This is a genomic window from Nocardia sp. NPDC055321 (genome assembly GCF_053645575.1).
The window spans coordinates 23,882-36,373 of record NZ_JBSHMS010000008.1; the positions used below are offsets into that span (position 1 = coordinate 23,882).

At 69.8% G+C, this 12,492-nt stretch carries 10 protein-coding genes; 7 read left to right on the top strand and 3 right to left on the bottom strand.

What is annotated here, in order from left to right; all coding sequences use genetic code 11:
• Nucleotides 1–1,147: 1,147 nt before the first annotated feature.
• The 5 genes from ACWIGI_RS14615 (at nucleotide 1,148) to ACWIGI_RS14635 (ending at nucleotide 6,944) form a co-directional block, all read left to right on the top strand.
• Nucleotides 1,148–3,667, top strand: a complete 2,520-nt coding sequence (locus ACWIGI_RS14615; RefSeq protein WP_454202881.1) for a hypothetical protein — start codon at nucleotides 1,148–1,150, stop codon at nucleotides 3,665–3,667.
• Nucleotides 3,667–3,972, top strand: coding sequence for a transposase (locus tag ACWIGI_RS14620; RefSeq protein ID WP_454203134.1), 306 nt, complete (start codon nucleotides 3,667–3,669; stop codon nucleotides 3,970–3,972). The genes ACWIGI_RS14615 and ACWIGI_RS14620 overlap by 1 nt, the downstream gene beginning before the upstream one ends.
• Nucleotides 3,973–4,064: 92 nt before the next feature.
• Nucleotides 4,065–4,661: a hypothetical protein gene (locus ACWIGI_RS14625; RefSeq protein WP_454202882.1), complete on the top strand. Its 597-nt coding sequence runs from the start codon at nucleotides 4,065–4,067 to the stop codon at nucleotides 4,659–4,661.
• A gap of 37 nt (nucleotides 4,662–4,698) precedes the next feature.
• Nucleotides 4,699–6,561 carry a type IV secretory system conjugative DNA transfer family protein gene (locus tag ACWIGI_RS14630; protein WP_454202883.1) on the top strand — a complete coding sequence of 621 codons (1,863 nt, stop codon included), beginning with the start codon at nucleotides 4,699–4,701 and terminating at the stop codon, nucleotides 6,559–6,561.
• Nucleotides 6,558–6,944, top strand: coding sequence for a DUF4913 domain-containing protein (locus tag ACWIGI_RS14635; RefSeq protein ID WP_454202884.1), 387 nt, complete (start codon nucleotides 6,558–6,560; stop codon nucleotides 6,942–6,944). The genes ACWIGI_RS14630 and ACWIGI_RS14635 overlap by 4 nt, the downstream gene beginning before the upstream one ends.
• A 458-nt stretch (nucleotides 6,945–7,402) precedes the next feature.
• On the opposite strand, the gene ACWIGI_RS14640 is transcribed toward ACWIGI_RS14635, so the two are convergent.
• On the bottom strand, nucleotides 7,403–7,957 hold the full coding sequence (locus ACWIGI_RS14640; protein ID WP_454202885.1) for a hypothetical protein: 555 nt from the start codon (nucleotides 7,955–7,957) through the stop codon (nucleotides 7,403–7,405).
• 407 nt (nucleotides 7,958–8,364) lie between these two features.
• Nucleotides 8,365–9,243, bottom strand: coding sequence for a peptidylprolyl isomerase (locus ACWIGI_RS14645; protein WP_454202886.1), 879 nt, complete (start codon nucleotides 9,241–9,243; stop codon nucleotides 8,365–8,367).
• Nucleotides 9,244–9,371: 128 nt separating this feature from the next.
• Here ACWIGI_RS14645 and hisS point away from each other — a divergent pair, with 128 nt between their 5' ends.
• Nucleotides 9,372–10,646, top strand: coding sequence for a histidine--tRNA ligase (gene hisS / locus ACWIGI_RS14650; RefSeq protein WP_454202887.1), 1,275 nt, complete (start codon nucleotides 9,372–9,374; stop codon nucleotides 10,644–10,646).
• A gap of 222 nt (nucleotides 10,647–10,868) precedes the next feature.
• Nucleotides 10,869–11,516, top strand: coding sequence for a hypothetical protein (locus ACWIGI_RS14655; protein WP_454202888.1), 648 nt, complete (start codon nucleotides 10,869–10,871; stop codon nucleotides 11,514–11,516).
• Nucleotides 11,517–11,632: 116 nt separating this feature from the next.
• On the opposite strand, the gene ACWIGI_RS14660 is transcribed toward ACWIGI_RS14655, so the two are convergent.
• Nucleotides 11,633–12,319: a hypothetical protein gene (locus ACWIGI_RS14660; RefSeq protein WP_454202889.1), complete on the bottom strand. Its 687-nt coding sequence runs from the start codon at nucleotides 12,317–12,319 to the stop codon at nucleotides 11,633–11,635.
• Nucleotides 12,320–12,492: the final 173 nt, after the last annotated feature.

The following is a 12,492-nucleotide window of genomic DNA, read 5'->3' on the forward strand; positions in this document are numbered from 1 at the left end:
AGCCGCCGCGGGCACGGTCCCCCCGCGCCGCCCGATCCCGTCCCTGCGCCCCGAGCCCGGCGCCCTGGACACCTCGAGCCGGGCCGCCCCGAGTCCCCAGACGGATCCGGCAACCTCCGACTCCTTCGACCGCGAGCGAACCAGCGCGGAAGCCCTGGCGCACGCTGCGGCAACGAACCCGGACGGCTCGAGCATCACCCCCGAGCACCGCGCAGTCTCGCCCGACCCGGCATCTACCACTGCACCGAAGCCCGGTCGTCAGAACGAGGCAGGCGCAGCGTCGGCACACGAGCACGCCTCGACCCCGGTGGATGGTGGTGGTGTCGCGGACAAGTCCAGCGAACCGGCCGTCAAGCCCGTTGCGCAGGAGGGGAACCGAGAAACCGACCATGGCGGGCCCGCGGGTGCTGTGGGCTCGGGCGGTTCGCTCGATCGACAGGCGGACGCGCCCGCCGAGGGTGGCGTAGGCCCGCGCGATGCGGAGAGCCTGTCCAGCGCAGGGGATCGGGAGCTGTCGGCCGGGCGATCCACGCCGCCGGGATCTCCGGACTCAGGCACCGCGCCGCACAGGAATGCGAGCGCGGCCGATGCGGGCACGGTCGACACCGGTGATGGCTCAGGCGTTGCCCGGGAGCGGGTTTCGCGGGCAGGTGGCAGCCGCGGAGGCGAGGCCGTCGGCAGCGAGGACGCGCCCGAGGCAGCGGCCTCGACGCGGCGTGACGGTGGGGTCGCCGACGACGTAGCGGCGGGCGCCGAGGTGGCCGCGACCGGAAGCGGCGCAGCAGCCGCCACCGGTTCCGCAGGTGCGGGAGACGGGGCGGTCGTTGGTGTGGGGCAGCGGGATTCGCGTAGCGAGGCCGAGAGCCCCGCGCGGGGTGATCAGGGTGTATCGGGGAGCGAAGCGGACGCGTCGGGCTCGAGTGGCGCCCGGCGGGGCGGGCGGCGGACCATTCCGTCGTTGTCGCTCGAGGGGGAACCCGTGGGTGACGGGGGTGGGCGAAGAGCCGGGGGGAGAGCGGACGGGGACCCGGCGGTGGCGGGGTCGGAACAGGTTGGTGGCTCAGAAAGTTCGGAGCGCGACCACGCGCGCCCGGGGCAGGCGGCGGGATCGGCTGCGCTCGGTTTGGAACGATTCGAGGGGGACCGCATGGACCGGGAACGTGGCGACGACGGCGTGCTAGGCGCGGACAGCGATGCGCGCGAGCGGGATCGGAGCTCCGCGGGGCGCGTCGCGCAGGAAGTGCGGCCGCGTGACGGTGAGACCGGGGCGACCGAACGGGCGCACGGGGCCGGGCAGCGACCGCACGCCGCGGAGATCGGCACCGGACCGCATCGGCCGGCGACGACCGGGCAGCGGGCGCACAGCCCGGAGATCGGCACGGGACCGCATCGGCCCCAGACCGCCGGGCAGCGGGCGCACGGCGCGGAAACCGTTGCGGGCGAGCGCGGGCGCGGCCCGGAGCGCGGAAGCGAGGCACGGCGCGGGACCGCCCCGGACGAGCGTGGGAGCGACGCGCGGCGTGCCGGTGAGCGCGGGCGCGGTGGCGAGGCACGTACGCGGCGCGACGGTGATCCGCGGGCGCGGAGCCGGGCGACCGAGGCCGACGGGCGCGAACGGCGCAGTGGCGCGGACCGCGACGCGCGTCGGGCCGCCGAGCGGGAAACCGGTCGGGGAGGCGCGGATTCGGCGGGACGCGACGGCGAGCGCGGTGCGGACGGGCGGACGCGGCCCACCGACGCGGACCGGGTGCACATCGGCGGGCGCGCGGGATCCTCGGGACGGACGCGACGGCCGCGGCCCGAGGGCGAGGCGGGCGAGCGGACCGCGCGCAAGCGGACGGCCCGGCCCGAACGGATCGACGGCGACGGCGGTTCGCGCCGCGGCGGTCAGGACCGGGAAAAGGGCAAGGCCCGCGTGCCCAAGGGCGCGGCGGCGCGCAAGAAGGCCGCCAAGAAGCGCCAGCAGGGACCCAAGCTGCTCGACGACGCGGCCCGGGCCAAGCTCGAGGTCATCGTCCGCGAGCAGAACGGGCTGCGGGCGGTGTGGGCGACCTTCCGCCTGCACACCGACGACCTGCGCAGGCGGAACTTCGCCGCACGGGTCGAACGCATCGAGTACGGCAGCGTCGACGAATTCGACCGCACCACAGCGCAACTCACCGACCGCGGCTACATCGGCGCGGGCGGCGGCCGGATGAACGTGGTCGGGCGGCCGGTCGAGTACCGCGCCACCACCGCCCAGGTCGCGGGCCTGTGGCCGTGGTCGGTCGGCGCCGGCGCACCCCTTATCGGTACCCCGCTGGGCTCGCACCTGCACACCGGCGCCCCGGTCTGCTTCGACCCCATGAACTGGTTCATGCGCGGCAGCTTCATCACCGCCCCGAGCCTGTTCGTGCTGGGCCTCAACGGTTTCGGCAAGTCCTCGCTGGTCCGCCGCATCGTGCTGGGCGGCGTCGCGCAGGGCATCACCCCGCTGATCCTGGCCGACGTCAAGCCCGACTACCGCAAGCTCGTGGAGCTGGTCGGCGGTCAGGTCATCGACCTGGGTTACGGCCACGGCAAACTCAATCCGCTCGCCGCCGGCGTCCTGGGCTCGATCGTGCCCCGCCTGGACGACCTGCCCGAACTGCAGACCCAGGTCATGCAGGAGATGCGCGCCCGCCAGGTCACCCTGGTCGCGGGCCTGGTGGAACTGGTGCGCGGCGCGCGCGTGCGCGACTACGAGGAAACCCTCATCTCCACCGCCCTGCGGATCCTGTACCGCGAGGGCAGCGAGTTCACCCCGGACCAGCCGCCCATCATCGAGGATCTGCTCACCGTCATCGTCAACGGCGGCGACGAACTCATGCTCGACGCGGGCGCCGACAACCCCGACGAATACCAGAACGCCATCAAGGGCCTGCGCCGCTCGCTGCGCGCGCTGACCCAGGGCCCGTTCGGCGCGATCTTCAACGGCCACACCACAACTCCCATCGACACCGCCTCGACCGCGGTCTGCATCGACGTCTCGCACATCCCCAACGGCGACAAGAAGCTCAAGGCCGCGGTCATGCTGGCCTGCTGGGCCGACGGTTTCGCCTCGGTGGAAGCCGCGCACGTCCTGGCCGACGCGGGCCTGGGCCCGCAACGCTACTTCCAGGTCGTGATGGACGAGCTGTGGCAGGTCCTGGGCCTGGGCGACTTCATGGTCGACCGCGTCGACGAGCTCACCCGTCTGCAGCGCAGCATCGCCACCGCGCTGATCATGATCAGCCACACCATCAAGGACCTGCAGTCCCTGGGCTCGGAAGCGGCCATCTCCAAGGCGCTCGGCTTCCTGGAACGCGCCCGCGCCAAGATCTTCGGCGCGCTACCCGCGGAGGAGATCGGCCGGCTGGACTCGATCGTCCCCTTCACCTCCGCCGAGGAGGACATGGTCACGAGCTGGTCCGCCCCGCAGGCCCTCACCGGCGAGGCGCTCAAGCCCGGCCAGCAGCGCCCGTCCGCCCCCGGCACCGGCAAGTTCCTCATCAAGATCGGTGAGGACCGCCGCCCCGGCATCCCGTTCCACATGGAGTTCTCGCCCTCGGAGAAGGAGAGCGGAATCCACGACACCAACCAGCGTTTCAGCGAATTCAGCGAAACCACCGCCCGGCGCGGCAACGACGACGACGGGAGCCCCGAATGATGCCGCACCGGTCCTACCGAAGAGTCTCGCCGGAGGTGCGGCAGGCCGCCGTCGAGCAGGTGGTGGCGCTGAGCGCGAAGATGCGCTCGGAATCGGAGGCGTGCCGCGTGGTCGCCGAACAAATAGGCGTGCACACCAATTCGGTCCGCAACTGGGTGCGCGCGGCCGAGAGCCCCGGGCTCGAGCAGATGGACGCGACCACCCTGCGCCGCAAGGTCGCGCTCCTGCAGCAGCAGCTGGCCGCGGCCGCGGAAATGAACCGCAGCCTGGTGGAAACGCTCAATCACGCCAAGCGGGGGTCATGACCGCAACCCGGCGATTCGGACACGCCGATTCGGGAGAACCGCTGGTATCGCCCAGCGCTCGGCCCGGAGGACTAGCCTGGAACACAGGTCCGATGCTGCGTCGCCGGCACGGACCCGGCGATGTGGTCCCGGCGGCCAAAGGCGCGAAACTGGTGGTGATGCTGGTGCCTGTCATCGCGATGCTGACCGCCGCGTGCGGCAGCGGATCCGATGGTGGCTCGGGTCCCGTTACCCTGCAACCGCCCACCTCCACCACGCGGTTGCTGCTCAGCGCCCCGGCCCCCGATCCCGCGAGCGGTGAGGGCGTGGCGGTCGCGGCCCTGCGCGAGATCTACACCTGGTATCCCGCCACCGAGGTGCAGGGCGCCCCCGCCCTGGCTCGCGCTCGGAAATGGCTGGGACCCACGCTGATCCGTACACTGGATGCACCACCCGCCGGTGCCGCGACGCCGAAGGCGACGTTGCAGTGGGCCGATTGGAGCAAATCCGGGGCTCACGTCGAAGCGTTCGCGTTCGCGTCCGGTGAGAAGGCTCCGCCCGGCGCGGATCCCGACCGTCAGCGATACAAGATCGGCATCGAACAGACGGTCGTCTATCCCGACGGCCGCCGCGAACCCTTGTCGCCCAGTACCGTCGTCGCCACCGTCGTGCGCGTCCCCGGCGGCTGGGCGCTGGACGAATTCCGTTGAGCCGCATCGACTTACAGGTCATCTGAGGAGGCTGGAGATGGCGAAGCAACCGGTGAAGGATCCCGCCGCACCGGGTCCGGACACCACGCTGTTCATGATCTACACGGCGTTCGCCGTGCTGGGAACACTGTGGGTGTCCATCCAGGTGGGCAATGCCCTGTCCTCGCCCAAACAGGACCTGCCGATCAATCCGATCGCCATAGCCGTCGACCTGGCCAAGGGCAAGCTGTACTGGCCCGGCTGGGCGACGGTCGTCGTGCTGCTGGTCGTGCTGAGCGCGATCGGCTACCAGCTGAACAAGCGAAGGGTCAAGGCGCGCAAGGCGATCGGCCGGCTCGCGGTCGACGACAAGGCCGACCACATGGGTTCGGGCGGCGCCATCAAATCGCTCACCGACGCCGGTGTGCGCGAGAAGGCGACCCAGCTCGGCATGCGACTGGGCAACAACGACATGCCCGGCGTCCCGATCGGCATGTCGGTGGCCGACGGCTGCATGCTCTACGGCTCCTACGAGGACCTGCACATCGACATCTGGGGTCCGCGCCAGGGCAAGACCACCTCGCGCGTCATCCCGGCGATCCTGGCCGCCATCGGCCCGGCCCTGGTCACCTCGAACAAGCGCGACGTCGTCGACGCCACCCGCGACGTGCGCGAGAACAAGGGCAGCCCGATCTTCATCTTCGACCCGCAGGACATCGCGGGCGATCCGATGAATCACGATGACCGGGCCCGCAATTGGTTCTGGGACCCGCTGGCCTGGATCGACGCCCGCAGCGACGGCTGCGAGATGCGCGCCGCCCGCCTGGCCGGGCACTTCGCCGACGCGGACGAGGGCGCCGGCGGCGGCATGGCCACCTCCACCGACAGCTTCTTCGACCAGGAGGCCGAGGATCTGCTCGCGGGCCTGTTCCTGGCCGCCGCGGTCGACGACCGGCCCATCACCCAGTGCTGGGAATGGGTCACCAACCCGCAGGACACCGAGCCCATCGAGTTGCTGCGCCGCACCGGCCGGTTCCACTTCATGGCCTCGGGCCTGGCCCAGCAGTACAACGTCGACGAGCGCACGCGCAGTGGCGTTTTCGGTACCGCCAAGAAGATGATCCGCTGCCTCAAGCTCTCCAACGTGCACCGTTGGATCACCCCGGAATCGGGTCGTTCGCAGTTCGACGAACTCGCCTTCATCCGCGACAACGGCACGCTCTACTGCCTCTCGCTCGAAGGCCGCGGTTCGGCGGCTCCGCTGGTCAGCGCGCTCACCGAGGCGGTCATCGACATCGCCATGCGCGAGGCCTCGCGCTCGCACGGCGGCCGCCTCGAGATCCCGCTGCTCGCGGTGCTGGACGAAGCCGCGAACGTGGTGCGCTGGAAGGATCTGCCCAAGCAGTACAGCCACTTCGGCTCGCGCGGCATCGTGGTCATGACGGTGCTGCAGTCGTGGGCGCAGGGCGCGCGCTGCTGGGGTCTGGACGGCATGGAAGCGCTGTGGGCCGCGGCCAACATCAAGGTGCTCGGCAGCGGCGTGGACGACACCAAGTTCCTGCAGGAGCGCTCCGAGGCCATCGGCGCGTACGACAGCATCTCGTCCTCGGTCTCCGAATCCAGTGGCGGCAAGAGCTATTCGCGGTCGCTGGGCTCGTCCAAGACCTTCGACGTGCACGGCCTGGCCACGCTGCCGCGCGGGCGGGCGATCGTGTTCTCCTCCGGCACGCCGGCGGTGCTCGTGCGCACGGTGCCGTGGTGGGAGGGTGAATACGCTGCCGCGGTAAAGGATTCGATCACCCAGCACGACCCGTCCCCGCGCAAGAAAACCGAGATCGCGGATCTGATCGGCACGCCGTCACTGGTCAAGCAGGAACCGGCGAAGGACGCCGGGAAAATCGAGGAGGTCCGGCCGCTGTGACCGAACAGCAGCAACAACCGATGGTCTACCAGAGCGTGGTGGAGTTCGTCGAGAACTACCTGAGCCTGGTGTACCGCCGTCAGGTGACCGATATCAGCGACACGGTGTGGTGCCCCGAATGGTGGAAGCACGCCGAGGCGGTCGCGCGCCTGGACGCGATGTGGCGCGCCTGGGAGCACTACCGTCAGGACGGCAAAACCGGTCTGAGCGTGTGGTTCCTGGATCACGCGGATCCGCACATGGGCAAACTGTTCGACCCCAAGGGGCCGTTCAAGTACTGCAGCGTGCGCAACGGGCACAAGGACATGCTCACGCCGCTGCCGTTGAAGTCGCCGCAGCAGGGGCTGTTCAGCGATCCCACGATGGGGGACTTCCGGCTCTGAGCCGGCTGTCGCGGACACGTCGATGACGTTGTGGCGGATCGGGTTCGAGGATCCGCCACGGCGTGCTCGGCGGAGATACGGGGCGTTCGGGTTGTTTGCCCGGTTCGCCGGTGGTCCGCGAACTCACGAATCGGCTGAACCGCGCGACATCGAATCGTTGTGAACGCCAGTCGAGCCCGGGCGTGTCGAAGCGAGATATCGGGTTCGGATCCGTGTGACCGTGCGGGCCGGTGAATCAGCCGGACCGCCGGTCGGCCGGACACCGTCGGCTGCGAGCCGAGCGATCGGGGACACGGCGGTACCGCAGATCGCCTGTTCGATCAGGCCACTCGCCCGGTGTATCCATGCGACACGCTTGCGTGACCCGCACGCCCTGATGATCGAGCGACACGCCCTGATGATCGAGCGACACAGCCGAGTTCAGCTGTGTCGCTCTGATTTCCCGCGGGTAAGTGTGCCTAGGTGCGTGTGCGCTGGAGGCCGCGCGCTTCCAGCTCCCGCGCCCGGCGCTGTGCGACGGCGGCTTCCTGTTCCCGGGCCTTGACCGCTTCGGCTGCCGACTGCGCCTGCCCTACCTCGAGCAGCATGCGTACCGCGGCCAGTTCCGGCGCGATACCCATGCGGGAAAGGTGTTGGGCCAGAGCGGTTCGGCGCTCCACCGAGTCGTAGCGGACCAGATTCTTGTTCATGGCGGCCTGCGTGGCGGCCATGCGCGTGGCCTCGGCCTGCGCGGTGAACCTGTCCTTCTCGAGGGATACGCCCTTGTCCAGCGGCGGCTTTTCGATCATGCGCGCCAGTTCGAGGTTGCGCGGATCCTTCGCCTTGGAATCCGCGGCTTCCCGGAGCTGGAGCTCACGGGCCTCTTTCTGCCGGGACTCGGTGACTTTGACGCGCGCTTCCGCTTCTTTCTGGCCACGTTCCCGGGTGCGCAGCGCGACAAGTGTCGCGAGCTGCAACATTTGCCTCATCATCGCCGCCGTCTGGGCGCCGATGTCGTCGAGTTCCTCGGCCATTGCCTGCTCCCCGATGCTGCAGTGATCACTATGGATGATTGTGGTGCTTCGTCTCGAACATCGCCATACGAACGGTGATTCGGTCAGCCATGTCCCGCCTGCGAACGCGACACCGGGAGTGCTGGGAGGCGTGGGGGGCTCGGTCCGTTGGGGGTTGCCCGGTGGGCCTTACTACGCCGCTTCGTACTCCGTTCTACGAGGTTACCAGCGAAAACTCGGATACCGCCGTACGCGCGCGTCGCGATACAGCATATATCGCACAATTCCGGCATCTCAGCGAAAACTCAGGATTTTCTTTGGTTAGGGAAGCCTTACACCGAAGGTTCGGAGGAGGTATGCGGTTGCTTTTCACGAAAAACGAACGGCCCCGGTGCTCTACGAGCGCCGGGGCCGAAAAACCGTGCTGGTCAGTCGATTCGGACCGACTGGATCGTGACGTCCTCGGCGGGCTTGCCATCCGGCGCGCCGCCGGCGACACCCGCCTTGGCGATCTTGTCCAGCGTGGCCAGACCGCCCTCGTCGATGGTGCCGAAAATCGTGTACTGCGGCGGCAACTGCGAATCGCCGTACACGAGGAAGAACTGGCTGCCGTTGGTGCCGCCGCCGGTCGTCTGATCCGGCCCGGCGTTGGCCATGGCCAGCACGCCGCGCTTGTAGCCGACCGGCATCTGCGCCGCGGGATCGGCGGCGTCGTACTGATCGCTCGGGTACTCGTTGTCGTACTGGTAACCCGGGCCGCCCATGCCGGTGGCCGACGGGTCACCGCACTGCAGCACCTGCAGGCCCTCGCCGGTGGTCATGCGGTGACACTGTGTGTCGGAGAAGAAGTTCTGCTTGGCCAGGCTCACGAAGCTGTTGACCGTGCAGGGCGATTCGGCCGCGTTCAGGGTCACGCCGATCGCGCCCTGATTGGTCTCGAGGGTCGCCTTGGCGTTGGTCGTGGTGGAGATGTCCGCCGTGCCCGGCCGCTCGACCGGCTTGGACGCCGGGCTCTGGGCATTGCGGTAGTCACAGGTGACCGTGGCGGGCTTGGCCTTGGCGACCGGGAGCGGCGCGGCCGAGGACAGGGAGGCGTCCGGGGTCTCGGAGGTCGCGGTGGTGCTCGTGTTGTCGTCACCACGGTTCCAGAGGTACAGACCGACACCCGCTGCGATCACGACCACGACGCCCAGGGCCGACGCGGCGATCGTCATCTGCTTCTGCTTGCGTGCCCGCGAGGCGCGGTTCGCCAGCTGGCGCTCCAGCTTCCGTTTCGCCGCAGCGCGTCGCTGTTCATTGCTCGGCACTAGCTAGTCCCTCCGTATCGGTTGCTTCCGGCATAAGAGTGTGCCATCACTTCCTGAGACGCTCCCTTATAACCGGTGCACACTAACCGGTTGGACTTGGATAAGCACCATGGGGAAAACTGGACGGCGTGACCGAGACCAGCAGCTTCCGTGCCCCGAAGGGGGTCCCCGACTATCTGCCGCCTACCTCCGCGGAGTTCGTCGCCGTGCGCGACGCACTCATTCATGCGGCGCGACTGGCCGGATACGGGCACATTGAGCTGCCGATCTTCGAGGAGACCGCGCTCTTCGCCCGGGGTGTCGGCGAGTCCACCGATGTGGTCTCCAAGGAGATGTGGACCTTCTCCGACCGCAAGGGCGAGAGCTACACGCTGCGCCCCGAAGGCACCGCGGGCGTCATGCGCGCGGTCATCCAGCACGGCCTCGACCGGGGCCAGCTGCCCGTCAAACTGGCCTACGCCGGGCCGTTCTTCCGCTACGAACGCCCGCAGAAGGGCCGCTACCGGCAGTTGCAGCAGGTTGGCCTCGAGGCCATCGGCGTCGACGATCCGGCCCTGGACGCCGAGGTGATCGCCATCGCCGATCGCGGCTTCCGCTCGCTCGGACTCGACGGGTTCCGGCTCGAACTCACCTCGCTCGGCGACGACAGCTGCCGTCCGCAGTACCGGGAGCTGTTGCAGGAGTTCCTGTTCAAGCTCCCACTCGACGAGGAGACCCGCCGCCGGGCCGAGATCAACCCGCTGCGCGTGCTCGACGACAAGCGGCCCGAGGTCAAGGAGATGACCGCGGGCGCGCCGCTCATGATCGATCACCTGTCCGAGTCCGCGAAGGCGCACTTCGACCAGGTGCTCGGCCACCTGGACGCGCTCGGCGTGCCGTACGTGGTCAACCCGCGCATGGTGCGCGGCCTGGACTACTACACCAAGACCACCTTCGAATTCGTGCACGACGGGCTGGGCGCGCAGTCCGGCATCGGCGGCGGCGGGCGCTACGACGGGCTCATGGCCGAACTCGGCGGGCAGCCGCTCTCGGGCATCGGCTTCGGCATCGGCGTGGACCGCACCGTGCTCGCGCTCGAGGCCGAGGGCAAGTCCGCCACCGACGGCACCCGCATCGACGTGTTCGGCGTGCCGCTGGGCGAGGTGGCCAAACAGCGCCTGGTGGTGCTGGCCGGTGAACTCCGCGCCGCGGGCATCCGGACCGATATCGCCTACGGCGGTCGCGGGGTCAAGGGCGCGATGAAGGCTGCGGACAAGTCCGGGGCGCGTTTCGCGCTGGTCCTGGGCGAGCGCGAGGTCGCCGAGGGCGAGCTAGGGCTCAAGGATCTGAGCAACGGCGAACAGCGCCAGATCGCCCTGGACGACGCCGTCGCCCAGATCGCCGCCGCCCTCGCGGGGGAGTAGGCCGAAGCTCGTGGACAACCGCGCCCCGGACCACGGTCCGGGGCGCGGTGTCGTGCGCGGGTAGCCGCCGTGCGGGCGCCGTCTGGAGGTTCTTCCGCACCGCCCGGTGCGCTGCCGGACAATGGATTCGGAAGTGGGGCACGCCGGGGGAGAGTCCTGGTAGCGTCCCCGCGGTGCGTGGCAGCCGCGGCGCGCCTGATGCACTTGGACGAATGCGCAACTGTGACTGACAAATCGAAATCCGGCGCCGCCGCCGAGGTCGGGCTCGATCTCATCGCGCCGGAGCTGCTCGCTCCCGCACTGCGCCGGCTCACCCTCGCCGCCCTCGGCGTCGGCATCGGGATGGGACTGCTGACCGCGCTCTGGGTCAGCTGGCCGGTGGCCGTCGCCATCGGGCTGGTGCTCGGCGCACCCACGGCCCTGTATGCCACCGCGGTCCAGCGCAAGCGGATATCGCTGTCCGGCACCGTGATTCGAGCCCGCACCTGGCGCGGCGAGCACAGCGTGGACCTCGCCGCCGCGACCGGTACCGAGATCGTGGTGTACCCGGGCAAGGTCAGCCGGGTGCTGCTGCGCGTGACCGCGAACGGCGACACCCGCGTGGTGCCGCTGGCCATCTACACCGATTCCGGCAGCGGCCGCGAACTCCACATCCTCGGCCTGCGCAAGCTCGCCGACGCCCTGGCCGCCTGCCCGCTCGCCGCCGCCCTCGCGGTCTCCGACCTGCTCGTCCAGCAGCTGCGCGCCGAGGCCCGCGACGCCAACGCCGAGGAACGCCCGCTGTACCGCGCGATGCGCCAGGTCCGCGACCGCGACGCGGTCTCGATGGTTGTGCTGTCCGACGCCGACATCTCCGAGCTGACCCGATAGCGCGGTCACTCGCGTGCCCCGAGCCTGTCGACCGGGTAGGGCGGGCCGTTCGTGAGCCCTGCGCGCTGATACGCCGGGACAGCCCGGCGCGCAGTGTATTTCGGCGGAACTCCCGCTCAGGCCGGCCGGTCGAAGTTCCCCATCGACCCGAATTCCCGGTGGCCCAGGAGATCCGCGACGCGCAGCAGCGGGGCCGCGTAGCCGGGGATCGCGCGCGGATCGGTCAACCGGACGTTCGGTACGTAGGTGAGCAGGTCGGTCCCGTCCAGGCTCCACCGCGGGACCGCGCCGGCCACGTGCGCGGCGATCAGATGCGGCCCGACCATGGCCTTGGCATACGCCGGGTCGCCCGCGTCGACGCGGAAGGCGTAGTCGAACAACGGGTTTCCGGTCGCGGTCGGCCTGTCACCGAACAGTGCCCGGCCCAGCAGTGCCCACGAGCCCTGGGGGCGCACCGACAGCGGGGGGAACGGCCGTTCGAGGTGCACCACGGTCACCACGAATCGGTGGGTCGTCGTGCCGCCGGAATCGCCGCCGTCGGAGGTCTGGTACGAGTACTCCGCGACCGTCACCCAGCGGCCGCCGAGGTACCCGGTGACACTCGCACCGACGCCGCGCGAGTTACGGCCCGGCAGGCGCGGAGTCCAGGGCGCGTGCGGAGGCCGGTTCACCCGCCAGCCGTGCGCGGCAGCCCACTGATGGACGCGGTCGACGCGTTCCCGCTCCGAGCGCGCCGAACTCACCACCGCCACGATCAGCAACCCCACGAAGCCCATCATGAACAACACGCACAACACGCCCATCGGAACCCCCTCCCCGGTCTCGCCTCGACCGCGGCCCCTGCCGCGCGGTCGGGGAAATGATCTCGGAAGTCGCTTAACGGCCGACGGGGAAAACGGTTGGAACGGGCTGACTGCGCAGAGAATCAGCAGCTCAGCGGTGGATATGGGGCTGCTGGGGCCGGTGTCTCGTTGGT